At 68.7% G+C, this 23,680-nt stretch carries 20 protein-coding genes; 8 read left to right on the top strand and 12 right to left on the bottom strand.

Translation table 11 applies throughout. The features are described from left to right. Positions 1 to 2 precede the first annotated feature (2 nt). Both AB4120_RS13730 and AB4120_RS13725 read right to left on the bottom strand, forming a co-directional pair. The gene (locus tag AB4120_RS13730) at positions 3 to 977 is read right to left on the bottom strand and encodes a DUF3616 domain-containing protein (protein ID WP_149137684.1); all 975 of its coding nucleotides are present in this window, start codon (positions 975 to 977) and stop codon (positions 3 to 5) included. Between the two features lie 28 nt (positions 978 to 1,005). After that, a complete protein-coding gene (locus AB4120_RS13725; protein WP_149137683.1) occupies positions 1,006 to 1,836 on the bottom strand; it encodes an IclR family transcriptional regulator in 831 nt (276 codons plus the stop codon). 133 nt (positions 1,837 to 1,969) lie between these two features. Between AB4120_RS13725 and AB4120_RS13720 the strand changes: the two genes are divergently transcribed. Genes AB4120_RS13720 through AB4120_RS13705 form a run of 4 tightly spaced genes read left to right on the top strand, consistent with a single transcriptional unit; the run spans position 1,970 to position 7,110 of the window. Beyond that, entirely contained in the window at positions 1,970 to 2,989 is a 1,020-nt protein-coding gene (locus AB4120_RS13720) for a Bug family tripartite tricarboxylate transporter substrate binding protein (RefSeq protein ID WP_187645244.1), read from the top strand. Between the two features lie 28 nt (positions 2,990 to 3,017). After that, the gene (locus AB4120_RS13715) at positions 3,018 to 5,024 is read left to right on the top strand and encodes a flavin-containing monooxygenase (RefSeq protein WP_441642378.1); all 2,007 of its coding nucleotides are present in this window, start codon (positions 3,018 to 3,020) and stop codon (positions 5,022 to 5,024) included. Further along, a complete protein-coding gene (locus AB4120_RS13710) occupies positions 5,021 to 6,226 on the top strand; it encodes a CaiB/BaiF CoA transferase family protein (protein WP_149137680.1) in 1,206 nt (401 codons plus the stop codon). The genes AB4120_RS13715 and AB4120_RS13710 overlap by 4 nt, the downstream gene beginning before the upstream one ends. Next, entirely contained in the window at positions 6,226 to 7,110 is an 885-nt protein-coding gene (locus AB4120_RS13705) for a patatin-like phospholipase family protein (RefSeq protein WP_149137679.1), read from the top strand. Before AB4120_RS13710 ends, AB4120_RS13705 begins: the two co-directional genes overlap by 1 nt. A gap of 19 nt (positions 7,111 to 7,129) precedes the next feature. Here the strand turns inward: AB4120_RS13705 and AB4120_RS13700 are convergent, their stop codons facing one another. Further along, a complete protein-coding gene (locus AB4120_RS13700) occupies positions 7,130 to 8,098 on the bottom strand; it encodes a Bug family tripartite tricarboxylate transporter substrate binding protein (RefSeq protein WP_441642377.1) in 969 nt (322 codons plus the stop codon). Between the two features lie 49 nt (positions 8,099 to 8,147). Next, positions 8,148 to 9,680: an argininosuccinate lyase gene (gene argH / locus AB4120_RS13695; RefSeq protein WP_149137678.1), complete on the bottom strand. Its 1,533-nt coding sequence runs from the start codon at positions 9,678 to 9,680 to the stop codon at positions 8,148 to 8,150. Between the two features lie 109 nt (positions 9,681 to 9,789). On the opposite strand from argH, the gene AB4120_RS13690 reads away from it, so the two are divergent. Next, a complete protein-coding gene (locus tag AB4120_RS13690; RefSeq protein WP_149137677.1) occupies positions 9,790 to 10,662 on the top strand; it encodes a LysR family transcriptional regulator in 873 nt (290 codons plus the stop codon). Positions 10,663 to 10,666: 4 nt separating this feature from the next. On the opposite strand, the gene AB4120_RS13685 is transcribed toward AB4120_RS13690, so the two are convergent. The 4 genes from AB4120_RS13685 to AB4120_RS13670 all read right to left on the bottom strand — a co-directional run bounded on the left by AB4120_RS13685 (position 10,667) and on the right by AB4120_RS13670 (position 16,601). Next, positions 10,667 to 12,478, bottom strand: coding sequence for a tyrosine-type recombinase/integrase (locus AB4120_RS13685; protein ID WP_149137676.1), 1,812 nt, complete (start codon positions 12,476 to 12,478; stop codon positions 10,667 to 10,669). Between the two features lie 182 nt (positions 12,479 to 12,660). Continuing rightward, positions 12,661 to 14,325 carry an S-layer protein gene (locus tag AB4120_RS13680; RefSeq protein ID WP_149137675.1) on the bottom strand — a complete coding sequence of 555 codons (1,665 nt, stop codon included), beginning with the start codon at positions 14,323 to 14,325 and terminating at the stop codon, positions 12,661 to 12,663. A gap of 111 nt (positions 14,326 to 14,436) precedes the next feature. Next, positions 14,437 to 15,402 carry a SphA family protein gene (locus AB4120_RS13675; protein ID WP_149137674.1) on the bottom strand — a complete coding sequence of 322 codons (966 nt, stop codon included), beginning with the start codon at positions 15,400 to 15,402 and terminating at the stop codon, positions 14,437 to 14,439. Between the two features lie 134 nt (positions 15,403 to 15,536). After that, positions 15,537 to 16,601 (bottom strand): SMP-30/gluconolactonase/LRE family protein, encoded by a 1,065-nt coding sequence (locus AB4120_RS13670; protein WP_149137673.1) that lies wholly within the window; start codon positions 16,599 to 16,601, stop codon positions 15,537 to 15,539. 289 nt (positions 16,602 to 16,890) lie between these two features. Between AB4120_RS13670 and serA the strand changes: the two genes are divergently transcribed. Next, on the top strand, positions 16,891 to 18,093 hold the full coding sequence (serA, locus tag AB4120_RS13665) for a phosphoglycerate dehydrogenase (RefSeq protein WP_149137672.1): 1,203 nt from the start codon (positions 16,891 to 16,893) through the stop codon (positions 18,091 to 18,093). 226 nt (positions 18,094 to 18,319) lie between these two features. After that, a complete protein-coding gene (locus AB4120_RS13660) occupies positions 18,320 to 19,309 on the top strand; it encodes a tripartite tricarboxylate transporter substrate binding protein (RefSeq protein WP_149137671.1) in 990 nt (329 codons plus the stop codon). Between the two features lie 31 nt (positions 19,310 to 19,340). Here AB4120_RS13660 and AB4120_RS13655 read toward each other — a convergent pair whose 3' ends face one another. Beyond that, complete coding sequence (locus AB4120_RS13655; protein ID WP_149137670.1) at positions 19,341 to 20,411, bottom strand: type IV toxin-antitoxin system AbiEi family antitoxin; 1,071 nt, start codon at positions 20,409 to 20,411, stop codon at positions 19,341 to 19,343. 300 nt (positions 20,412 to 20,711) lie between these two features. On the opposite strand from AB4120_RS13655, the gene AB4120_RS13650 reads away from it, so the two are divergent. Beyond that, positions 20,712 to 20,996, top strand: a complete 285-nt coding sequence (locus AB4120_RS13650) for a DUF2188 domain-containing protein (protein ID WP_441642376.1) — start codon at positions 20,712 to 20,714, stop codon at positions 20,994 to 20,996. Between the two features lie 89 nt (positions 20,997 to 21,085). Here AB4120_RS13650 and AB4120_RS13645 read toward each other — a convergent pair whose 3' ends face one another. The 3 genes from AB4120_RS13645 to AB4120_RS13635 form a co-directional block, all read right to left on the bottom strand. Further along, a complete protein-coding gene (locus AB4120_RS13645; protein ID WP_149137668.1) occupies positions 21,086 to 21,388 on the bottom strand; it encodes a hypothetical protein in 303 nt (100 codons plus the stop codon). 77 nt (positions 21,389 to 21,465) lie between these two features. Beyond that, on the bottom strand, positions 21,466 to 21,744 hold the full coding sequence (locus tag AB4120_RS13640) for a BON domain-containing protein (protein ID WP_149137667.1): 279 nt from the start codon (positions 21,742 to 21,744) through the stop codon (positions 21,466 to 21,468). 128 nt (positions 21,745 to 21,872) lie between these two features. Continuing rightward, the gene (locus AB4120_RS13635; RefSeq protein WP_262389808.1) at positions 21,873 to 23,666 is read right to left on the bottom strand and encodes a BON domain-containing protein; all 1,794 of its coding nucleotides are present in this window, start codon (positions 23,664 to 23,666) and stop codon (positions 21,873 to 21,875) included. Between the last annotated feature and the right edge of the window lie 14 nt (positions 23,667 to 23,680).

Genomic DNA, 23,680 nt, shown 5'->3' with positions numbered 1-23,680 from the left:
GCTTACGGTGCTACCGTCACGCTGCGGAACCCCTGCCGGGCCGCCGGCAGGCGCTTGCATTCCACACCGTCGCGCAGCACGCCACCATCGTCGCTGAGAATGCGCAGGCGCTGCGTGCCGGGCATCGTGAAGATGGCTTCCGGCTTCAGCGTGGCGATGGCCGACTGGCCGAACGCCACGGGCCGGTCACTGGCGGCACCGGACCATCGATACAGCGCAAAGGTGCCGTCATCGGCCACCGGCCCGGCCGCGATCACGTAGCCGTGCGCCACGCGCTCGATGCTGCGGATGCCCCGCCCGCCCAGGTCGAGCAATACCGGGCGGCCAAACTTTGCCGGTTTGCCGTCGATCAGCCCGTCGGGGTTCTCCAGCGGCACGAGGATGGCCTTGCCATCGACCAGCGGATTGCGGAAGCCGATCAGCAAGCCGCCGTCCGCCGCCGCGAGTCCTTCGATATTGAGCCCGCCCGGGCTTTCCGGCGCCCGTTCGGCGGCCGCCTTGAGCGGCAGCGACGCCAGCGCCGGAGCCGCCACGAGATCCTTCAGCAAATCCTTGTAGGGCCGGCCCACCGGCTTGAGCGATAGCCGACCCGGATCAAGTTCCACCGCGAAGAATCGATGCCGGCGCCCCTGCTCCTTGCCCTTGGCATTACGCCCGTGCGACGAGATGACGTAGGCGCGCTGGCCGACAACGGCCGCGCCTTCGAGGTCCGACTCGCCATCGTCATCGGTGCCGAGGAAGCCGCCGAGCGTGAGGGTCTTGACCGCACGCGCCTGACCGGCCTGGTACACCGTCAGCACATTGCGCTCGTCGCCCACCACCACGAAGTGGTCCGGGCCGAGGGCAAAGCCGGCCGAGGCGTCGCAGAGTCCCGCGTAGGTCTCCACGGCACCTTCCGCGCCAACCGCCGTGGCCCGGCCCGCGCCAAGCATCAGGCATAGCGCCAGACAGGCCATGCCGCGTACGTGGATTCGCATCGTCCGTTCTCCGTTATGGTCGAAGGGGCTACGCCGGATCAGCGCCCGGGGCGCCATCCTGCCCGGCCCCAGCATACGCGCACCGGAAGCCCGCCGAGCGCAGCTCTTCCGCGATCAGGTCGGCAATCCATTGCTTGCGGCTCTCCTGCATGCGGCTGCGGATGGCGGCCACGCTCACCGCCGCGAAGTTGCCCGGCGTGATCTCGAAGTGCATGCCGACGCCGCTCACGCCCTCGTTGACGAGACTATCCGTCTTGGCCAGCCCGGCCGAGCGCGCGCGCGTCACCAGCGTGCGCAGCTTGGCCAGTGACAGCCCGTGCGGCGTGAATTCGGACGTGTGCCGCGCGTACAGCGCGGCGATCTCGCCATCGTCGAGCATCGACAGCAGCGTCATGCCCGCCGAGCCGATGCCGAGCACACGCATGCCGCCCACCTGCAGCACCAGCGCCTTGACCGGGAACGCCCCCTCCTCGCAATGGAGGCAGTGCCCGTAGTCGCCGTTGCGCACCACCAGGAAGACCGTGTCCTCGGTGCGCCGCGCCAGCCGCTGCATGACCGGCCGGCAGCGGTCCAGGATCGGCGCGCCCTTCATCGCCGCCAGCCCGAGCTGCATGGCGTCCAGCCCGAGCCGGTAGAGCCGCTGTTCACGCTCGACCATGCCGGAGTCCGCCAGACTCATCGCCAGCCGGTAGGCAGTGGCGCGGTCCAGCCCGGCCGCCTGCGCCAGCACGCCCAGCGCCACGCCGGCCGGGTGATGGGCCGCAATCAGCTTGAGCAGCACCATCGCCCGCGTGACGGTCTGTGCACCCTTGGGAGCGGTGCCGACGTCCTCGCCGGCGTCCGTCTCTGCTTTTGCCATGTTTTCGACCCCTCGCCGGCCGCGATATTCACATAGTGAACATTGAGAAAGATTCCGTTTGAATACTGAACACGTCCGGGATGAAATGCAACCATACCAAGCACGACACGTGCACATACCCGGAGACAAAGCCATGACGTTCCGCCGCCTTGCCAGTGCGTTCCCCCGCGCGCTCCCCCGCGTACTTTGCATACCGCGGCTGGCCATCCTGCTTGGCCTGGCCGCCTCGCTGCATCTGCCCGCGCCGGCCCATGCCGATACCTGGCCGAGCCGGCCGGTGCGGCTGGTGGTGGGCTATACCGCCGGCGGCGCGTCCGATACGGTGGGGCGGATCATCGCCAACGAGCTGGGCGCGATGATCGGCCAGCCGGTGGTGGTGGAAAACCGCCCGGGCGTGGGCGGCATGCTCGGCATGGGCACCGTCGCCAAGAGCGCGCCGGACGGCTACACGCTGGGCGTGCCGGTTAGCGGCACGATGGTGATCGGGCCGCATCTGGTCAAGGCCACGCCGTATGACCCGCTGACCGCGTTCGAGCCGGTCAGCATGATCGCCACGGCGCCGATGGTGATGGTCGGCGCGCCGTCCGCACCGTTCAACAGCGTGCCGTCGCTGATCCAGGCTGCCCGCGCGCAGCCGGACCCGATGATGTTCGCCTCCGGCGCCCAGGCGTTCGAGCTGGCGATGCGGCTGTTCGCCGCCAAGGCCGATCTGCGCATGGGCTCGGTGTCCTACCCCGGCGGCGGCCAGGCGTCGATCGACGTCATGGCGGGCCGCGTGCCGGTGATGGTGGACACCATCGGCGCCCAGCAGGCCAATATCAAGGCCGGCAAGCTGCGCGCGCTGGCCGTGCTGGACAACAAGCGCTCCGCCATCCTGCCGGACGTGCCGACGGTCTCCGAAGCCGGCGTGGCCGGCTACCAGGCGGTGGGCTGGCTGGGCCTTGTGGCGCCGAAGGACACCCCGGAGGCCATCGTCACCCGCCTGAACGGCCACCTGCGCACGATCATGGCCAAGCCCGAGGTCCGCGACAAGCTGCTCACCCTCGGCTTCGAGCCCAACACCGACACGCCGCAGGCGTTCGCCCGGGATATCCGCGCCGAGTACGCCAAGTGGGGCGCCGTCGTGAAATCTGCCGGCCTGGCTGCCCAGTAAACCCCTAATTCATCCGACTCCATCGCCCATGACCCCCGACATCCAGGCCGCCGCCACCGCCACCGCCACCGCCACCGCCAACTGGCAGGCCACGCTCGACCACGCCCTGCAAGACGCCAACTACCCCACCCTGCTGATGGTGCTGCTGCACCTGACCGGGGACCGCCGCTGGCTCGACCCGCGCTACCAGTGCTCGCGCATCCGCGGCCTGGAAGACAACGACCCCGGCGGCCTGCCCGATGACGTCCGCGCTGAAGTGCTGGCTGCCGCCCGCGACGCCATCCGGGCATGGAAGTCCGGCGTGCCGCCCGCGCTGCCCGCGCCGGACCCGGACACGCTGGTCGCCATGATGCGCCTGAGCGTGGGCGAGGAAATCCCCTTCTCCTACGGGCCGATGATCGCCGCCTGGCTGGGGCTGGACGCGGACATGCACATCGACCAGCGCGGCCGCATCGACGTGCCCGAAGGCTTCCGCGTGATCGTGATCGGGGCCGGCGTGGCCGGGCTGTGCGCTGCCATCCGCCTCCAGGGCGCCGGCATCCCCTTCGTGCTGATCGAGAAGAACAACGAGGTGGGCGGCACGTGGTACGAGAACCGCTACCCGGGCGCCGGCGTGGATACGCCGAACCATATTTACTCGTACTCGTTCGCCAAGGGCGACTGGTCGCGCTACTTCGCGCTGCGCGACGAGATCCAGCAGTATTTCGAGGACGTGGCGGACCGCTTTGGCGTGCGCCGCCACATCCGGCTGCGCACCACGGTGGAGTCAGCCCACTACGACGAGTCCTCGCTGCGCTGGACCGTCCACACGCTGGACGCCGAAGGCCAGGCCGAAACCCTGCACGCCGACATGGTCATCAGCGCCGTGGGGCTGCTCAACGTGCCGAAGATGCCCGACATCGAAGGGCTCGACCAGTTCGACGGGCCCTGCTTCCACACCGCCCGCTGGCCCGAGGGCCTGGACGTGACCGGCAAGCGCGTGGCCGTGATCGGCAATGGCGCCAGTGCCATGCAGGTGGTACCGGCCATTGCCGACCGCGTGGCCGCGCTGACCGTGTTCCAGCGCTCGCGCCAGTGGGCGGCGCCGTTCGAGAAATTCCAGAAGCCGGTGCCGGAGACCGCCCGCTTCCTGCTGCGCGAGGTGCCGTTCTACCAGGAGTGGTACCGCCAGCGGCTGGCCTACATCTTCAACGACCGCATCCACGGCTCGCTCCAGATCGACCCGGCATGGCCGCACCCCGAGCGCGCCATCAACCAGACCAACGACCGCCACCGCGCCTACTTCACGGACTACATCAAGGCCGAACTGGGCGAGCGCCAGGACCTGCTGCCGGACGTGCTGCCCGAGTACCCCCCGTTCGGCAAGCGCATGCTGATGGACAACGGCTGGTATCGCACGATGGCCCGCCCGCACGTCTCGCTGGTGACGGGTGGCATCAGCCGGGTGGAAGGCAACGCGGTGGTCACGGACAAGGGCGAGCGGCATGAGGCCGATGTACTGGTCGTGGCCACCGGCTTCGACGCCATCAACATGCTGGCCTCGTTCCAGCTGTTTGGCCGGGGCGGCCGCTCCGTGCGCGAGGCGTGGGACCGCCACGGCGCCGAAGCCTTCCTCGGCGTGGCGGTGCCGGACTTCCCCAACTTCTTCATGCTGGCCGGGCCAAACACGGCGCTCGGCCACGGTGGCAGCGTGGTCTCGCTGCTGGAGACGCAGGTCAGCTACATCCTCAACATCGTGCGGCAGGCCATGGCGCACAGCGCGGGCCGCTTCGAGATCGAAGTCCGGCGCGACCGCCACGACGCCTTCAACCAGCGCGTGCAGGCCGCCCACAACGCCATGATCTGGACCCACAAGGGCATGAGCAACTGGTATCGCAACGCGCAGGACCGCGTGGTGGCCACCACGCCGTTCCGCAATGACGACTACTGGCACATGACGCGCAAGGCCGATTTCTCGGACTACCGGCTCAAGACCGCACCGACCGAGACGGCGGCTACGGACGAGGAACCCGCCACGCTGGAGGACCGCTCATGAAAGCGCCCGGTCCGCACATGCTGAGCGGCCTGCGCATCCTCGACCTCGGCACGATGGTCGCGGGGCCGGTGGCCTGCACGCTCTTCGGCGACTTTGGCGCCGAAGTCATCAAGGTGGAAGTCCCCGAGCGCGGCGACACCGTGCGCGACCTCGGCCCCTTCGTGGACGACGAATGCCTGTACTGGCAGGTAGAGGCGCGCAACAAGAAGTCGATCACGCTGAACCTGCGCGAGCCGGCCGGCCAGGCGTTGCTGTACCGCCTGGTGCGCGAGGTGGACGCCGTGGTGGAGAACTTCCGCCCCGGCACGCTTGAGAAGTGGAATTGCGGCTTCGAGACGCTGCGCCAGCACAATCCTGGCCTGATCATGCTGCGCGTGTCCGGCTTCGGGCAGACCGGCCCGTACCGGGAGCGCGCCGGCTATGACCGCATCGGGCTGGCCTTCGGCGGGCTGATGGGCATCACGGGCTACCCGGACCGCCCGCCGGTGCGCAGCGGCACCTCCACCGCCGACTACCAGACCGCCATCCTCGGCGCCTTCGCCCTGATGATGGCGCTCTACCACCGCGACATGCACGGCGGCGAGGGGCAGGAGATCGACCTGTCGATGTACGAGTCCATCATCCGCTTCACCGAGGTGCTGGTGCCCGAGTACGACCGGCTGGGCGTGGTGCGCGAGCGGCGCGGCAACAAGCACTTCGCCGCCGCGCCCGGCGAGCACTTCCGCACGCGCGACGGGCGCTACCTGATCTTCACCTGCTCGGCGGACGCCGGCTTCCAGCGGCTCTGCGTGGCCATGGGCCGCCCGGATCTGGCCGAAGACCCGCGCTACGCCTCGCACAGCCAGCGCTGGGAGCACGTGGACGAGCTGAACCGGCTGGTCGCGGACTGGATCGCCACGGAGCCGGAGGACACACTGTGCCGCAAGCTGGACGACGCGCGGCTGGCCTACTCCTTCATCTACACCATCGAGGACATCATGCAGGACCCGCACTACGCGGCGCGGGAGAGCATCGCCACGGTGGAGCATCCAAAGATCGGCCCGGTGAAGATGGCGGGCGTCTTCCCGAAGTTCTCGGGGGTGCCTGCCAAGCCGATCGAGCCGGCCCCCGCGCTGGGTCAGCACAACGCCGAGATCTACGGCGAACTGCTCGGCATGGACGCCGACGCGCAGCGCCAACTGGCGCAGGAAGGCATCATCTGATGGCCGGCCAGCATCGATTCCGCACGGCCGCCGTGTTCGGCGGCGGCGGCGTGGCCGGCATTGCGTGGGAGGTGGGCGTGCTGGCCGGGCTGGCGCGGGCCGGCGTGGCCGGGCATCGGGCCGGGCTGTTCGTCGGCACCTCGGCCGGGGCGGTGGTCGGCACCCAGTTGGCGTGCGGCATGCCCATCGAGGCGCTGCTGCACGCCCAGCTGCATCCGCCCGCCGATTCCCCCGAGCAGTTTCGCCCCTACTCGCAGGCCGAGGCGGACGCGCAGAACCGCAAGCTGGTGGCCAAGGTCGAGGGCGACCTGACGGCGGCGCGCCAGCGCATCGGTGACTTCGCCCGGCGCAGCGAGACCCCCGCCCCAGCCGCCCGCCGCGCCATCATCGCGGCGCGGCTGCCCCAGCCCGACTGGCCCGGGCACACGCTGCGCGTCACCGCCGTGGACGCGGCCACCGGCACGCGCCGGGTGTTCGATGCGGCCAGCGGGGTGCCGCTGGTGGAGGCGGTGTCCGCCAGCTGCGCCGTGCCGGGCGTCTGGCCGCCGGTGCAGATCGGCGACGCCTTCTATATAGATGGGGGGATTGCCTCGATGACCAACGCCGAGGTGGCCATCGACGCGGAGCGGGTGCTGGTGCTGTCGCCGTTCGGCTATGCCGAAGGCAATCCGGTCAGCGGCCACCTGGGCGCCGAAGTGGCAGCGCTCCAGGCGGCGGGCTGCGCGGTGCATGTGGTGGCGCCCAGCCCGGCGTCGCTGGAGGCGATGGGCCCGAACGTCCTCGACCCCGCCCGCCGCCCGGCCAGCGCCGCGGCCGGCCTGCATCAGGGCGACACCCTCGCCCATGCGCTCCGGGACTGGTGGAACGCGGCGATGGCGGCCTGAAGCCACCACCCGGCGCGCGTCAATCGATCGACGCGCCCGATTCCTTCACCAGCTTGGCCCACTTGACCGTGTCCTTGCCGATCAGCGCCGAGAACTGCTCCGGCGTGGCGGTCAGCGGCGAGGCGCCGGCCTGCAGCAGCTTCTCCTTCATCGCCTTGTCCTGCGCGATGCGGGCGATTTCCGTCGACAGCTTGTTCACCACGTCCGCCGGCATGCCGCGCGGGCCAACCACGCCGAACCAGACATCGGCCTCGTACCCCGTGATGCCGGCCTCGGCCATGGTGGGCACGTCCGGCAGTGCCGGCGAGCGGGTGGCGCTGGTCACGGCCAGCGCACGCAGGCGGCCCGCCTTCACGTGCGGCAGCGAGCCCGGCAGGTTGTCGAACATCAATTGCACCTGGTTGGCCAGCAAATCGGCCATGGCCGGGCCGCTGCCCTTGTACGGCACGTGCACGATCTCCACATGCGCCATCGACTTGAACAGCTCGCCGGACAGGTGGTTGGTGGTGCCATTGCCCGCCGACCCCATGTTGAGCGCGCCGGGATGGCGCTTGGCGTAGTCCACCAGTTCACGTACGTTCCTGGCGGGCACCTTGGGGTTCACCACCAGGATGTTGGGCACGCCGGCGAACAGCGCCACCGGCGTGAAGTCTTTCTGGGCGTCGAACGGCAGGCGCTTGTAGAGCGTGGTGTTGATCGACTGTGTGCCGACCGTGCCGAACATCAACGTGTAGCCATCGGCGGGAGCCTTGGCCACCACATCGGAACCGATCGTGCCGCCGGCGCCGGGCCGGTTGTCGACGATGACCTGCTGCCCGAGCGTCTCGGACAGGCGGTTGGCCAGTACGCGGCCAAGCAGGTCCGTGGTGCCCCCGGGCGGGAACGGCACCACCATACGAATCGGCTTGTCGGGAAAGGACCCGGCCGCAGCCAGGGTGGATGCCAGCGAAAAACAGGCCACAGCCAGCGCGTGCGCAATCGGTTTCATGGGGCAGGATCTCCGGTCGGTCAGTGTAGGGATGCGGGTCGGTGGCCCGCTAGGGGTGCAAATGCGGGGGCTGACCTGGGTGGGCGCTGGCCAGTTCTGCAACGGCCCGCTTCAGCGCGGCGCGATCCGATTCCACGCGCTCTCGCATGGCGTTCACATCACTTTGTGCGGCGCTCAAATCGGCCCGTTGGGCCAGAACCTGCGCCTGTACCAACGCGGGCGACGGCCCGCCGGCGGCAGTGCGTGCAGCCACGCCAGATTCCGGGTCGAGGCTGCGCGCCACGGCCTCGGCGGACAGGTGCACGGCGCGGCCTGTGTGGCGCAGCGCCGCGGCATCGACCATCGCCGAATCGATCTCGCTGGCCGGCAGATGGCGGTCCAGCGCATCGCGCACCACCGCGCCCACCACGTGGTGGGCCTCGCGGAACGACATGCCGGCGCTGCGCACCAGCGTGTCGGCCAGATCGGTGGCCATCGAAAAATCCCGGCGGGCGCGCGCCAGCATGTGACTGGCCTGCGGCGTGGCATGGGTCAGCACCAGCCGCAGCAGGGCCACGCAGCGCTTGCACTCGTCCGCCGCCTCCCAGAAACCGCGCATGCTTTCGCGGTTGCCGTCGCCGCTGTGCGTGAAATGACTGCCCTTCAGCGCCGCCAGCGAGGCCGTGAGCAGGCCGATCATGTGACCGCCCTTGCCCTTCAGGTATTCGAGCACGACCGGGTTCTTCTTCTGCGGCATGATGCTCGACGTGCCCGCCACGCTGTCCGGGAAGTCGATCAGCCCGAACTCCGGCGTCGCCCAGACATAGAGATCCTGCGCCACGCGGCCCCAGGTGACCGTGCCGATGGTGATGGCGGCGAGGATTTCCCACGCAAAGTCGCGCGAGGCCACGCCGTCCAGCGAATTGGTGGTCGGGGCGGAGAAACCGAGCCAGCGCGCCGTGGCCGTGCGGTCGATCGGGAACGCCGTGCCGGCCAGCGCACCGGCGCCAAGCGGGCAGGCATCGAGCCGGGCCAGCGCCTGCCGCAGCCGGGCGATGTCCCGCCCCAGCGACTCAGCCACGCCGGCCAGGTAATAGCCATAGGTAATCGGCTGGGCCGATTGCAGGTGGGTGTAGCCGGGCATGACCGTGCCGGCATGCTCGGCGGCGCGGTCCAGCAACACCGTGCGGGTGGCCAGCAGCTCGTCGAGGATGGCCAGCGCCGCATCACGGGCGCGCAGGCGGTCATGCGTGGCCAGGATGTCGTTGCGGCTGCGCGCCACGTGCAGGCGCCCGCCCACGTCGGCGCCCGCCAATGCCATCAGCCGCGCCTCGTAGTTGAAATAGGCGTCCTCGCGGGCCGGGTCCAGCGGCACGGCGTCCGCGCCCTCGGCCTCGATGCGCACCAGCGCCTGCGCCAGTTGCGCGGCCACCTCGGCCGGCACCAGTCCGGCGCCGTGCAGCATCAGCAGATGCGCCTGGTTGATATCGCTCAGATACGGGAAACCACTGCCGAATTCGCGCGCCAGGCGCGGCAGGTAGATGTGTTCGCAGACCTCGGGGGCGGTAGCCTGGGTCAGGCGGCGGCTGACTTTCGATTCCATACGTGTGTTGTTCTCCGGTACGTTGGAGCCAAGTATGGAAATCCGGTGGTCATATCGTCAAATCAGTTCTTTCGGCCTGTACATACGGATTTGATATACCATCGCCCGCATGAATTTCAAACAGATCGAAGCCTTCCGGGCCGTGATGGTGACCGGCTCGATGACGACCGCCGCCACCCAGCTGCACACCTCGCAGCCGAATATCAGCCGCGTGATCGCCCAGCTGGAGCGGGAGACGGGATTCAAGCTGTTTGCGCGGATTGCCGGCCGGCTGACGCCAACCGTGGAAGCGGAAGCCCTGTTCCGGGACGTGGAGCGCTCCTTCCTCGGGCTCGACAGCCTGCGCGCCTCGGCGCGGTCGATCCGGGAGGTGGGCGTGGGCACGCTGCGCATCGGCACCGTGCCGTCCATCGCCATGAGCGTGATGCCGCAGGCCATCGCCCGGTTCCGGGAGCAGCACCCGGACGTGCCTATCGCCGTGCATACCAGCGATTCGCCGACCGTCGCCAAATGGACGGCGAACCAGTTCTGCGACTTCGGGCTGGTGTCTTACGTGGTGGAGATGGCGGGCATCGACAGCGCGCTGCTGCGCGACGAGCCCGGCGTCTGCATCGTGCCCGCCGAGCACCGCCTGGCGCGCAAGCGCGTCGTCCACGCGGCGGACCTGGACGGCGAGCGCTTTATCTCGCTCACCCATGGCGATGGCACGCGCGCCATCGTCGATGCCGCCTTCGCGCCGGACCGGCGCGTGCTGACGCTGGAGACGCCCTACGCCGCCACCATCTGCACGATGGTGGAGATGGGCCTCGGCGTCAGCGTGGTGAACCCAGTGGTGGTGCGCAGCCTGAAGCTGCCCGGCGTGCGCGCCATCCGCTTTGAGCCGGCCATCCCGTTCGAGCGCTACGTCCTGCACAACCAGCAACGCCCGGTGCCAGCGCTGGCGCAGGCGTTCCTGGACTGCCTGCCCGCGGCCGACGCGTAGTTGCCTAATACATCCCCGCCTGATCGAGTTCGCGCGCGCGGCGGGCGTCCTCGGCGTGGACGTAGATCGAGGTGGTCGCCAGCGAGGCATGGCCCAGCTGGTGCTGCACCACGTCCAGCGCCACCCCGCGTGCAATCGCGTGCGAGCCGAAGGTGTGGCGCAGCCAGTGCGCGCTGGCCTGCCCCAACCGCGCCGCGCCGGCCGGGTCATCGGCGGCCATGGCCTGCGCCGCCTGCGCGAAGAAGCCCTTCCAGATCGCGTCGAGCTGCGCCACGGACAGCCGGCCCACGGCGCCATCGTCCTTCACCCGGCCGATCAGCGGCGTGGACGGGTGCAGCCGCTCCAGCTCGCGCCCCAGGCCGCGCACTTCCAGATAGTCACGCAGCGCCTCGATCACCGGGCCCGGCACATGCACCTCCCGGGCGCGCGTGCCCTTGCCGACAAAGGAGAGCGTCCACACGCCGCGCTGGTCGGCAGCCAGGTCCTGCTGGGCGAGGTCGCCCACGGTCACCTGCGCCTGCTCGGAAATCCGCAAGCCGGTGGCGTAGACGAAGCGCAGCATGAACTGGAGCCGTGCCGTGCGCGGGTCATCCGCCGGCAGGCCAGCCGTGAACTTGCGCAGGAACTGCCACTGGGCGTCGGTAAAGCTGCGCGCCACCTTGATGCGGCCCTGCCCCGCCGCCTTGGGCTTGGGCAGCAGCTCGAACGGGTTGTAGCGCAGGTACTGCGCGTTGACCAGCCACGCGCACAGCGATTTGACGATGGTGAACGCCTGCCGCACGCTACCCGCCGACAGCGGCCCCTCGAATGGCCGCCAGTCGTGGCGATAGCGCGGCGTGCCGCGCGGGCCAACCCACTGGGCGGCCGGTTGCGGATCGGCCAGGAAGGTCAGGTAGGCGCTGCAATCCTCGACGGTCAGATCGGACAGGGCCTTGCCGCGCGCGAACACGGCCCAGAGCAGGAAGCGCTCCGCCTGCGTGCGATAGGCGCGCCAGGTGTGGCCGCCCACGGGAGGATGCACGCCTAGCCACGCGTGGATGGCCATCAGGTCGTTCTGGGCCGAAATGCGGGAATCGACGCCGGGCGGCGTGCGGTTGTGGCCCTGCCGGCCGTCCAGCGCGGGCGGCAGCAGCAGCGATTCGAGCGGCGCCACCGCCGCTGCCGGCGCACGCAGGCTCGCCAGTTCGGCGGCCGTGGCGGTGCGGCGCGGCACCAGCGCGGCGGCGGGAATCGCGCCGATATCGTCGGCCTGATCGGCCAGCCATGCCTCGATGCGCCGGGCGGTATGGTCGCCAATGCGCCGCGCATGGCGGTGCCAGCGCGGTCCCTCGTGGGCGATCACGGCTTGCAGCGCGCCGAGCGTGGCCCAGCCCGCCTCAACCAGCCGCTGGGCGATGGCCGGCGCGAACCAGCCGGTCACGGCGTCATTGGGCGTGGGGCGGGAAACCAGTTGGGGCTTGAGCGCGTCGAGCACACGCAGCAGCTTGCGGCGACGGTTCTGGCGCGCGGTGGCGCTCTCCTCGGCCGGCGTGCGGAACAGGCCCAGCCAGGCGCGCTCGGAGATGGTCGGCTGCCCGTCGGCACGGGTTTCCATCCGTTTGACGCCGCGCGCCAGCTCGGACTCGATCCAGCCGATGGTGGTGCGGGCCACGCGCAGGTCCAGCCCGGTCTCCAGATAGCGGTCGGCCAGCCGGGCGAGGTCGATCCCCTCGAGGTAACCGCGATAGAAAGCGAAGTGATGCGGGCCAAGCAGCCGCTCCGGGGCAACGGGCGGGCGCTGCCGGCGACGGACGGCAGTACGTTCAGGGTCAGACAAGGTGCAATGCGGACATCAAGGCGAAGGCCGCGATGATACCGCTGTTTGTTTTTCGCCCCTCTCCCGCTTCCAGGAGAGGGGAAAACCACCCCTTACAGAAACACCGGTGTCTTGATAATTACCATTATCTCTACCCGATGTTTAGCGCCGCAAATCCAGCGGCTCGCCGTCACGAACCACCGTCACGAACCCACCGTCACGAACACCGGGTTCGAGTAGAACCAGAGGTCGTTGTAGTTGCGGGCGTTGATGGCGTTGAAGCGCGCGGTGTCCTCGGTGACCGTGGTCTTGGCGTCCGGCAGCGGGTTGCCGTTCTGGGTCTCCCCTGCCACGTTCATGCCGAGGTTGGTGCCGCGCAGGCGGAAGTACTGGTTCTTCGCCGCCGTGTAGGTGTAGGTCACGGCGTAGTACCCGTCCGAATCCAGCTTCCAGTCGGCCGATGTAAAGGTGGCGATCACCTTGGTCGAGTCGTTGGTTTCCTTGCTGTAGCCCGGCGTGCCGGCCGCGGCGCGTGGCGTCACGTCCCCGGCGATCAGGTCGATGTGGTCCACCGTGGGGCGCACGTTCACGTTGATGCCGCTGCTGATCGGGTACTCGTAGTGGTTACGGTCCGGGCTCTTGAAGCGGATGGTCACCGTCACGGTCTCGCCCGCCTTGGCCTTCAGCTCGCCGCCCATCTCGCCCTTGCCCGCGGCGCCGGCCACGTGGAAGTCGAGCGCGTTGATCAGGTCGCCGAATACCGAGAACATGCGGCCCGAGCGCACGCCTTCCAGCACGCCCTTGATGCCCGTGTACTGGTTTTCGATCCAGACATAGGTCTTGGCGTACTCACCCGGGAAGTAGCCGCTACTGTTCGCGCCGATGGTCTTGAAGTGGTGGTCGGAGTCGGCCACGTTCCAGAAGCGCCGGCCGTCGCCGAGCAACGCGTCCCAGATGCCCCCGACCTGCGCCACCACGTAGTCCACCCCGCCGTAGACGCGGTTCTTGAGGTTGGCGTCCACGTAGGCGGTGGTGTAGCCGCCGCGGTCCGGCTCCATCTGGTTGCCGACCATGCCTTCCACGCCGAAGACGATGTTCGGGGCGGTGTCGTTGAATTCGCGGTAGTCGGCGGCGGTGTACTTGCCCGTGTTGCGCGAGGGATGGTTGATCAGCGCGTAGCTGGTGTCGGGATAGTTGTCCCGCAGCCAGGCCACGGCCTTCACGGCGTCCGCGTGCGTGGTGTAGGCGCGCGGGCCCTTGGCGTTCCAGTTGGTCACGTCCACCGGATCGAACTGGGTGTCCGGGCGGTTCGTGAAGAAGTATTCGAACTCGTTGGCCGCCTTGGTGGCCGTGCCCAGCGGCGCGCCGCCGAAAATGCCCACGTTCATGTGGTCATGGGTGGGCATGTCCCATTCGAAGGCCGAGAAGATCAGCTTGTTGACGTATGCGCCATTGACCTGCATCTGGCGCACCGCCGGCATCTCGTACTGCGCCATGGCCTGCGAGAACGGCAGCGGGCCGCCGACGATGGCGGTGCCGTTCTGGTCGCGCGTGGACGGACGCAGGTGGTTCGAGATGGCAGTCCAGTCGAGGTTGTTCTTGACCAGCGCCTCGTCCAGCACGCTGGCGAGCAGGCTCTGGGCATCGTCCGATTCCACGGTGTGGACGTGCAGGTCGCCGGTGGTCCATTTGCCCGTGGCTGCGGCGGGCGTGGGGTTGACCGGGGTGCTGGGTTCGGTGGGGGTGGTCGGGCCGGACGGCGTGGCCGGGTTCGATACCGGGGCATCGTCGCTGCTGTTGCAGCCGTAGAACAAGGCGGAGACAAGCACAGCTGCCGCGATCCCGATCGCGGAGTGGGTATTACGCATGACAGACTTCCCTGATTTCTAGTTTGAGCGCCGATAGTGCCGGCGACTCATGACAGGAAAGTGATAGTGGTGCGTATTTTCAGAAAATCATTGCGTAGGATGGAACGCCCGCTACAACACCAGCGTGACAGTCGCCATGAAGGTGGAGGTGCTGTCGAGCCGGTTCTTGCTGCTCACCGTCGGCACCCAGCGCAACCCGAACGAGAGCGGATGCTTGCCGCCGAGCTTGGTGTCGTACGTGACGATCGGCCCCATCGCAAAGTCGTGGCCGTGGAAGCCGTGCAGCAGGTCCGCCGTGGGGCCGCTGTCGCCGCCCAGCTGCTGCACCGTGCCCATGACCAGCCCCACGCCCCATGGGCCGAAGCGCTTCACGCCCATCACGTCCAGCGTGAACAGCGGCGCGTTCTGGTAGTCGGTGGCCGTATTGCGCGTGTAGAACTGGAACGCGGCCACGGTGTTGAATTCCAGTCCGTACTGCGGCATCAGGTGGGTGAAGGCCACCTGCGGGATGAAGGTCCAGTTGTTCAGGCTCGGGTTGGCCAGCGCGTCCTTGTTGTACTGGCCGGTGGGCGCCCAGACGTTGAAGCTCAACGCCATGTGGCTGGTCTTGGAGAAGTGATAGCCGGCGATGATCGGGGCGAAGTAGATATCGAACAAGTTCGAAGCCCGGTCCGACGTGCCGGTCGAGAAGGTGCCCAGGGCGCCGCTGGCGCCGGCCGTGGCGTGCACGGTGGTCCAGACATAGGGCAGCGTGAAGCTGGAGGCGAAGTTCCACGCGCCGGGGCCGGTGTCCCAGACCTTCATGGCGGTGGCCAGCGTGAAGGCAATCTTGGCTTCCACACCGAGCGTGGTCCGACCGCCGATGGGCACCTGCCGGTCGCCGCCCACGGAGCCGTTCAGGTAGATCTCGCCGAAGTTGACCACCCAGACCGGCTCGGGCGGCACCACGCCAGCGTTGGCCTGCACGCTGGTGCCAGACACCGGGCGGCCCAGCGCCCCTTCCGTGGCCTGCGCGGCCAGCGGGAGCAGGCCCGCGCCGCACGCCACCGCGCCGTACAGAAGCGACTTCCCGACCATTGATTGCCTCCATCCCGTATCTGCCAGCATGCAGGCATGCTGACAGAATCCGTACGGAATGGAATTCAGTTTTCTCGTCGGCGAGTTGAAACTTTTCAGCGCGGTTGAGCGATGTTCGGCGCCTTTCCGAGACCTCAGACTGCGCCGCGCGTCTCCACGTACAGCGCGTACAGCGAGTGGCTGGACGCCATATAGAGACGGTTGCGCTTGGGGCCGCCAAAGCAGAGGTTCGGGCAGCGTTCCGGCAGGTGGATATGGCCGATGGCCTTGCCCTGCGGATTGAACACCCGCACGCCATCCAGCTTGGCCGGGTCCGCACCGGGCGCCCCGCTGCTGCCCCAGCCCGCCCAGATATTGCCGTCCACATCGCACTTCATGCCGTCCAGCGCGCCGGGGCCGTTGGCGTCGATCAGCTTGGTCTTGTTCGACAAACCGCCGTCCGCCGCCACGTCATAGGCCCAGGCCACGCGGTGCGGCTGCGCGCGCGCCTCGATCACGTAGAGCTTCTTCTCGTCCGGCGAGAAGCACAGGCCGTTGGGGCCGTTGAGATCGGCAATGACCTGCGTAACCGAGTTGTCTTTCGGATCAATCCGATAGACAGCATGCGGCAGTTCTGGCGTGGCCTTGTCCCCCTCCCACTCGCCGGCGATGCCGAAGGGCGGATCGGAGAACCAGAGCGATCCGTCGGACTTGCAGATGATGTCGTTGGGGGAATTGAAGCGCTTGCCCTGGTAGCGATCGGCCAGGACCGTGATGGAACCGTCGTACTCGGTGCGGGTGACGCGGCGCGTCAGGTGTTCGCAGCTGACCAGCCGGCCCTGCCTGTCGCGGCAGTGGCCGTTGCTGAAGTTGGCCGGCTGGCGGAATACGCTCCACTGGTTGGCGGCTTCGTCGTAGCGAATGATGCGGTTGTTGGGGATGTCCGAAAACAGCAGGTAGCGCCCGTCGCCGAACCAGACCGGCCCTTCCACCCAGCGGAAGCCCGTGGCGAGTTGCTCCACGGTCGAACTGTACAGCCGGTATTTGGCGAAGCTGGGATCGAGGATTTCCACCGCCGCGTCGGGATAGCGCTGGCTCGGCTTGAACTCGAACGCCTGGGCGAGGGCCCCGCCGCTGGCTGTAGCCGCTGCGGCCGCTGCGGCCGCGCCGCCGGCTTTCAGCAGCGTCCGCCGGCGCGCGTCGAATGGGGTGTCTTGCATCGTTTTGTCTCCGTCCTCGTTATAGTTATCGGACATCATATGAGAACAAAAGCGGCGCCGCAAGCATTCAGTTGGGGGATGTTGGCGGCAATTGCCTTGAATTGCCCTAGTTGTACGATGACAAAGACATCTTCCCGACGTCGCCCGGCGAGTGGCCCGCCATGCCCACGTCATGAGCACGGGTAACGGACAGTGATAAGGTGAGCGCATCGGCGCGCCGGCCCTCAGTTCCTCATGGCTGCGCGCCCGCACAAGACCTCCAACCTTCCTGATCCACCGGCAGATCCTCATGGCCACCGCCATCCTCCTCGAAAATATCCACGCCAGCGCCCAGCAGATGCTTGGGCGCCACCAGATCGACGTCGCCACGCAGGGCAAGGCCCTCGCCGGCGAGGCCCTTCAGCACGCCGTGCAGGGGCACGAACTGCTTGGCATCCGGTCCGCCACCACGCTCACGGCGGAAACCTTCGCCCAGCCCGGCAAGCTGCTGACGGTGGGCTGCTTCTGCATCGGCACCTCGCAGGTCGACCTCGGCGCGGCAGCCCACGCCGGCATTCCGGTGTTCAACGCCCCGTTCTCGAACACGCGCTCCGTGGCCGAACTGGTGATCGGCCAGGCGATCATGCTGATGCGCCGTATCCCCGAGAAAAGCCGCGCGGCCCATCTGGGCGAGTGGCAGAAATCCGCCAAGGGTTCGTTCGAGATCCGCGGCAAGACCATGGCCGTGATCGGCTACGGCAATATCGGCGCGCAGGTTGGCATCCTGGCCGAAGCCATGGGCATGCGCGTGGTGTTCTACGACATCCGCCCGCGCCTCTCGATCGGCTCGGCCATGCCCGCCCACACGCTGGAAGACGCGCTGGCGCAGGCCGACGTGGTGACGCTGCACGTGCCCGCCACCCCGCAGACGCGCGGCCTGATCAACGCCCGGGCGCTCTCGGCCATGAAGCGCGGCGCCATCCTGCTCAACGCCTCGCGCGGCACGGTGGTGGATATTGCCGCCCTCGCCCAGCATCTGGACGATGGCCACCTGGCCGGCGCCGCCATCGACGTGTTCCCGGAAGAGCCGCGCAGCAACACCGATCCGTTCGTCACGCCGCTGCAGGGCAAGCCCAATGTCATCCTGACCCCGCACGTGGGCGGCAGCACCGAAGAGGCGCAGGAGAACATCGGCGTGGAAGTGGCAACCAAGCTGGCCAACTTTCTGGAAACGGGCGCGACCATCGGGGCGGTGAACCTGCCCGAGATCCAGCCGAACCCGCTCGAGGCCCCGGCGCGCATCCTCAACATCCACTACAACCGGCCCGGCACGCTGTCGCACTTCAACCAGGCGCTGGCCGAGATTGGCGCCAATATCGTGGCGCAGCAGTTGCAGACCGCCGGCGATATCGGCTACGCCATCACCGATATCAGCCTGGTCCCGCCCGCCGGCTGGGCCGAGGCGCTGATGCGTGACGAGGCCTTCATCCGCACCCGCGTGATCGCCGCCTGACATTCGTCGGGCAGCGCTCCTCACCGCCCTCACCGCCCTCACCGCCGCCTCCGGACTTACCCGGAGGCGCCAATGCAGCCGGCGCATGACGTCGATGAAATCGACGGATAGCGGGCTCGCACCCCCTGCAAGGCCGCCCCGCGCGCCCTGTCTCCCGGTCATACTGCGGCAGATGTATTGCCAGCCGGACAACCACGATCCGGCGTGATGAACCCAAGGAGACCACATGCAACGTCGTACCTTCGTCCGCTTCGCCATGGCCGGCGCCGCCGTGGCCGCCACGGGCGCCGGCATCCTGCCGGGCGTCGCCCAGGCCGCCGATGAATTCCCCACCCGCCCGATCCGCCTGATCGTGCCCTACGGCGCCGGCGGCGTGACCGACCAGGTGGCCCGTGCGCTGGCCGATGCCGCCGGGCGCGAGCTGGGCCAGACCATCGTGGTGGAGAACAAGCCGGGCGTCAGCGGCACACTGGGCGCCACGCAGATGGTGACCACCGAGCCGGACGGCTACACCCTCAGCATGGCGCCGGTGGTGATCTTCCGCCTGCCGCACGTGCAGAAGATGCGCTACGACCCGCTCAAGGACCTGACCTACGTGTCGATGATCGCGGACTACAACTTCGCGGTAGCGGTGAAGAAGGACGCCAAATGGCAGACCATGCAGGAGCTGATTGCCGAGGCCAAGGCCGACAAGCGCGGCATCAGCTACGGCACCACCGGCATCTATGGCAGCCAGCATCTGACGATCTCCGAGCTGGCGCGTGTCACCCAATCGAACTGGACCCACGTGCCCTATAAGGGCGACGCCGAGGCCATCACCGCCCTGCTGAGCGGCTCGTCGGACGTGGCGGTGCTGTCCAACACCCTGCTGCCCTATGTGCAGAGCGGCCAGATGCGGGTGCTGGCCACGCTGTCGGAGAAGCGCGCGGCGGACTTCCCGGATGCCCCCACGCTCAAGGAGATCGGCTATCCGGTCTGGTCGAACTCGCCGTTCGGGGTGATCGGGCCGGCCGGCATGAAGCCCGCCGTGGTCAAGCGGCTGGACGAAGCGTTCCGCAACGCGCTCAAGGACCCCAAGTTCCTGAACGTGACGCGCCAGTACGGCATGGTGACCAACTACATGGGCCCGGAGCAGTATTCGGCCTATGCGCAGAAGGCATTCAAGAGCGAGGGCGAGATCATCGCGCGGCTGGCAGCGGCGATGAAGAACCAGTAAGGCAGGATCGGGCGATGGTGGGCCGGGAGCGTCAGAACCGGTCCAGCACGTCCTTGATGCGCGCCTTGCGCAGCTGCGTGGCCGCCGCGAGGTGGTCCGCATCGAGCGTGGCCATCAGGTCGGCATAGACCAGGACCGGCGGCGCCAGGTCTGTGCGGCCCGGTGCCGGCGTCTCCCCGCCTTCCACCGATGGGTCCCAGAACGCTTCCAGCACTTCCACCATGCCGTCCGGGTCGGGCCGCAGCCGGTGTTTCTGGGTCAGCACCTGGAGCGCCGCCGCCATCCGCGCGGGCGCAATATAGAGCGTCTGGCTGGCCGGACGGATGCCGCCGACCATCGCCGCCGCCGCGACCTCGCCACTCCAGTAGCCCTCCAGCTCCGCCGCGTTGACCGCCTGCCACCAGTCGGCCGCCGGCGCGCTGAAGCGGCGCGGCTGCAACCGGTGGCGCAGGATGGTCGGATAGTTGGCCACCCATTCATCGAGCAGCCGGTCCGGCGCGGTCAGGCGGCGTCCCTCGTCCTCGCGCGTCTCCAGCAGCCAGCCGCGCGCGGAGAGGCCGTTGAACACCGCCCCCACCGAGCCCAGCGCAATGCCGCTGACCCGGGCGATCTCCCGGTACGTGGCCTGGAGCAGTTCCGGCTGGCACAGCAGCGCGAACACCATCCGTTGCGAACTCGGATTGCCGCTGATGCGCACGGCGGGCCGCACCACGCTGTCCGGCGGGGTCTGGCCGATGACGAAGACGAACAACTCCGGGGCGTCGAGGAAGGTATTACCAGCCGTGTCGAGGAACTGGAGCCCCATTTCGCGGCATTGCCCGGCCAGCGCCGGCGTCAGGTAGGTGGTAACCAGCAGGCCCGGCGCACGCTCCTGCAACTGGGCGCGCACCACGGAGAGGTCCGCCACCGTGCGCACCGAGCGCCGGCACTCCACCGCGTAGCGATGGGCGGCGTCGCCGCGCCGCAGGGAAATGGCGGCCACCGGCGCCTCGCCGCCCGGATCGCGCCGGCCATGGCGGATGCGGGCCTGCATGCCGGTGGTGCGGTGCAGCGCCACCAGCGCGGCCTCCACCCAGTCGATATCGCCCGCCTTCTGGTCCATGGCTGCGTCCTCCAGGTCGCCGAACGGGAATCGGGAAAGGTAACCCCGATCATGGACCAAAGGACGCCGCTGTTCAACTTTTCGCGCTGTTCAGCCCGGTTGAACAGGCGGCGAAACATGAACATGGCGGGGCGGCTGACCCTGCCCCGGCCGCCCGCATCACACGCCACGCGGCGGCCACCGACAGCCCTGTCAGACAAACGCCGATGCAACGTGCCGGCGTCGCCATCCGAGAATATTGGCAGTCCGCGTGGAGACGGACCTCTCATCATTCGGGAAGCGACCAGGAGCACTTTCACCATGCCGAAGAATTTTCACATCGTGTTGAACGACGGCTTTTGGGATCTGCGCGCCGACGGCGTGCCGCGCGCCATCAGCCGTCACAAGACCCGGGACGAAGCCATCCGGGTGGGCCGGGCGGCGGCGGCACGCCTGAAGGTCTCGCTGCGCGTGGAGGACGAACAGGCTGAGGAAGCCGAAGCGGTAGCAGAGGTGGCAGAGGTGGCAGAGGGGCAGGCCGATACGTCCGGCGGCCCCCCCAAGTTCCAGACGGATTGCGGGATTGCGCGCATGGCTGCGGCCTGACCCGCGTCCAGGCCCGTCCAGGCCCGTCCAGCCCCATCCCTCCCTGTGACAACGCCCCCTCGGGGGCGTTTTTGCGTTGGGGAGGCGTGTCAGGAGCGGTTGTCCACCGGCGGCGCATCGGGGTCCCGGCTGCCCGGGTCGTGGAGGTCCTGCTCGCCCACGCCGGGCGGCGCATTGCCCCGCCCTTCCTGCTTGCCCCGCTCCTCCAGCGGGTTTGATTGCGGGCCCGACTGCGGACTGGACTGCGGGCTGGACTGCGGGCCCGACTCCGTGCTGGGCTGCGGGGCCTGCGGGTTGTCGCCGCGCTGGCCAGCATCGGCGCCGATCGCATCATGGGCGCGACGGCGGTCCCGATTGCGCCGGCGGCGCGTTCCTGCATAGGCGAATGGCATGGGCGTCTCCTTCTTCTTGCTGTGATGCGGATGGTCGTCCTGCGTTGCAACGTCCGGCTTGGGTGTCTCCGTCTCCGCTAGCGGCCTGCCCCGGTGCGGTCAGGCGCCACGCGGACGCGGTTCTCCACGGCGCGCACGCCGGGAATGTGGTCGATGGTGTCCTCGATGCGCGCGCGGTCTGCGCGGGTGCCGATGGCGCCTTCCAGCGTCACCTCGCCTTCCCGTACGGTCAGCGACACCTCGCTGACATCGATCCCGCTGCGCCAGAGGCATTCGCAGAGCAGGTCCTGCAGCGACGCATCGGAGCGCACGCGCGTGGCGCGCTGGCTGCCGGGCGCCGGGTTCAGTTCAGTCATGGTGGCTCCTGATTTGGGGGGACCGCCGCATCGCGGCGCGCTGCGGCGTCGCGATGCGGTACCGGCGGTCAACCAGACGCTCGGGTCGATGCTCAGGTCGATGCTCGGGTCGATGCTCAGGTCGATGCTCAGGTCGATGATTTCCCCGGCGTGGTCGAGCCAAGGTGCTGCTCAATCGCGGGCGCCTTGCCGCTCTTGCCGGCCTCCAGCCCGCCCGTATAGCTGCTGGCGGAGGATCCGGTGGCGCTCCCCGAGCTGCTCATCCCGCTGAGGCGGCTGCCGGATTGGGTGCCCGATTGCCTGTCCGATTGCCTGTCCGATTGGCTGCCGGACTGGGCAGCCCCCTCGCGCTGGACCCGCAACTGGTTCTGCACGTCCTTCACGCCGAACACGTCGTCGGCCATATCCTCGATGCGGTACTTCTGCTGGCGGTCCATCACCGAGCCGCTCAGGGTGACCACGCCGCCTGACACCGTCACCTCCACGTCGCGGACGTTGAGGCGGCCGCTGTGGGTCAGGCGCTCGCAGAGGTCTTCGCGAATGCGTTCGTCGGAGCGCTGGTAACCCTTGGGCGCCACGCGCTGGGCACGCGCCGCCGCCGAGCCGCCCGCCCCGCCATGGCCGCGATTGAGAGAACTGCGCTCATTGGCGCCGGTGAACTGCTCGTAAGCCCGGTCGTCGCGGTCATACCCGGCCCGGTCGAAGCCTGCCGAGCGGTTGGCGCCGCCGTAGCCGCCGTAGCCGCCGTAGCCGCCGTACCCCCGTGAGCCGGAGGCCGGCCCACCCCAGTTGCGGGTGCCCTGCTGACCGCCGGACGTTTCGTAATCGGACACGCCATAGGCCCCGGGATAGTGAGTGCGCATGTCCGGCGAACGACTCGGCTCCTCCCACGGTGCTCCGCTGCTGCGCGACGTGTTGGGCCACTGCCCGCTCATCTGGCGGCTGCGCTCCTGCATGCGGGGGGACTGCTCCTGCATGCGCCGGTTCTGCTGCTGGCTTTCCCAGCCGCCGCGCGCGCGGCCCTGGCTCCAGTCCTGCCCGCCCCTCGGGCTGCGGCCCTGGCGCCATTCATCTCTCGCACTCCCTTGCTGGCTCGACCATTCACTGCCACGTCCCGCACGGCCTTCCTGATGCCAGTCGCCCCAGCGCTCGCGCTCGCCCGCGCCGACGAAGCGCTCGCGGGATCCGCGCTGCTGGCCTTCGCCATATTCGCCATAGCGGTCTTCGCCATAGCCACTGGGGCCGCCCAGATCGCGCCCGCCGCCGGGGTTCCAGCCCTCGCCAGCGCGGTTGCCGCCGTAGCGGTGGGCTTCCATGCGGCGCGGCTCGCCGCCATAGCCGCTGCGCTGGCCGTAGAGGGACGAAGACGATGGATCGTCACCATAACGTTCACGCTCGCCCCGGCTGCGCTCGTTCTGCTCATTGCCGTAGCGCTCGGCCTGACCCTGATAGCCGCCGTAGCCGCTTCCCGTCCGCACGGAGGATTCCTGCGACGATGACCGGTCAGCACCTTGCTGGCCGCTGCCCTGCCAGTTGTTCTGCCAGTCGTTGCCGCCGCCCTGCTGCTGGCTGGCGCGTCCTTGCCAGTCCGAGCCGCCGCCTTGTTGCGGGTTCCCTTGCTGCTGATGGGACAGCCAGCCGCCGCTGTCGGCCTGTTGCTGGCGCTGCGCCTGCCAGTGGTTGCCGCCCTGATTCTGCCAACCGGCGCGCTGGGCGCTGCTGCGTTGGTCGCGTTGGTCGTCGGTGTTGCGATCGTCGTCGCGGTCACTGCCGTTGCCGCCCGAGGCGCGGTCGTCAGACCCGCCGCCCCCGTAGTTGCCCCTGTTGTTGCCCTGGTTCATGTCGATCTCCGGTTGATCGTCGATCGCGGCGCTGTCGTGCCGCGCCACGCGGTTGCCTTTGACCAGGGACGCAAATTCCATACCGCACGCTGCAA

The organism is Cupriavidus sp. 2KB_3 (assembly GCF_052115685.1).
Classification (GTDB): Bacteria; Pseudomonadota; Gammaproteobacteria; order Burkholderiales; family Burkholderiaceae; genus Cupriavidus; species Cupriavidus campinensis.
The sequence above is the reverse complement of the archived record's forward strand: the minus strand, read 5'-3'. Positions and strand labels throughout refer to the sequence as shown.

What these genes read in the sequence shown, in the direction of transcription:
- AB4120_RS13730 (WP_149137684.1), bottom strand. Translation starts at nt 977, where the DNA reads ATGCGAATCCACGTACGCGGCATGGCCTGTCTGGCGCTATGCCTGATG.
- AB4120_RS13725 (WP_149137683.1), bottom strand. Translation starts at nt 1,836, where the DNA reads ATGGCAAAAGCAGAGACGGACGCCGGCGAGGACGTCGGCACCGCTCCC.
- AB4120_RS13720 (WP_187645244.1), top strand. Translation starts at nt 1,970, where the DNA reads ATGACGTTCCGCCGCCTTGCCAGTGCGTTCCCCCGCGCGCTCCCCCGC.
- AB4120_RS13715 (WP_441642378.1), top strand. Translation starts at nt 3,018, where the DNA reads ATGACCCCCGACATCCAGGCCGCCGCCACCGCCACCGCCACCGCCACC.
- AB4120_RS13710 (WP_149137680.1), top strand. Translation starts at nt 5,021, where the DNA reads ATGAAAGCGCCCGGTCCGCACATGCTGAGCGGCCTGCGCATCCTCGAC.
- AB4120_RS13705 (WP_149137679.1), top strand. Translation starts at nt 6,226, where the DNA reads ATGGCCGGCCAGCATCGATTCCGCACGGCCGCCGTGTTCGGCGGCGGC.
- AB4120_RS13700 (WP_441642377.1), bottom strand. Translation starts at nt 8,098, where the DNA reads ATGAAACCGATTGCGCACGCGCTGGCTGTGGCCTGTTTTTCGCTGGCA.
- argH (WP_149137678.1), bottom strand. Translation starts at nt 9,680, where the DNA reads ATGGAATCGAAAGTCAGCCGCCGCCTGACCCAGGCTACCGCCCCCGAG.
- AB4120_RS13690 (WP_149137677.1), top strand. Translation starts at nt 9,790, where the DNA reads ATGAATTTCAAACAGATCGAAGCCTTCCGGGCCGTGATGGTGACCGGC.
- AB4120_RS13680 (WP_149137675.1), bottom strand. Translation starts at nt 14,325, where the DNA reads ATGCGTAATACCCACTCCGCGATCGGGATCGCGGCAGCTGTGCTTGTC.
- AB4120_RS13675 (WP_149137674.1), bottom strand. Translation starts at nt 15,402, where the DNA reads ATGGTCGGGAAGTCGCTTCTGTACGGCGCGGTGGCGTGCGGCGCGGGC.
- AB4120_RS13670 (WP_149137673.1), bottom strand. Translation starts at nt 16,601, where the DNA reads ATGCAAGACACCCCATTCGACGCGCGCCGGCGGACGCTGCTGAAAGCC.
- serA (WP_149137672.1), top strand. Translation starts at nt 16,891, where the DNA reads ATGGCCACCGCCATCCTCCTCGAAAATATCCACGCCAGCGCCCAGCAG.
- AB4120_RS13660 (WP_149137671.1), top strand. Translation starts at nt 18,320, where the DNA reads ATGCAACGTCGTACCTTCGTCCGCTTCGCCATGGCCGGCGCCGCCGTG.
- AB4120_RS13655 (WP_149137670.1), bottom strand. Translation starts at nt 20,411, where the DNA reads ATGGACCAGAAGGCGGGCGATATCGACTGGGTGGAGGCCGCGCTGGTG.
- AB4120_RS13650 (WP_441642376.1), top strand. Translation starts at nt 20,712, where the DNA reads ATGCCGAAGAATTTTCACATCGTGTTGAACGACGGCTTTTGGGATCTG.
- AB4120_RS13645 (WP_149137668.1), bottom strand. Translation starts at nt 21,388, where the DNA reads ATGCCATTCGCCTATGCAGGAACGCGCCGCCGGCGCAATCGGGACCGC.
- AB4120_RS13640 (WP_149137667.1), bottom strand. Translation starts at nt 21,744, where the DNA reads ATGACTGAACTGAACCCGGCGCCCGGCAGCCAGCGCGCCACGCGCGTG.
- AB4120_RS13635 (WP_262389808.1), bottom strand. Translation starts at nt 23,666, where the DNA reads ATGGAATTTGCGTCCCTGGTCAAAGGCAACCGCGTGGCGCGGCACGAC.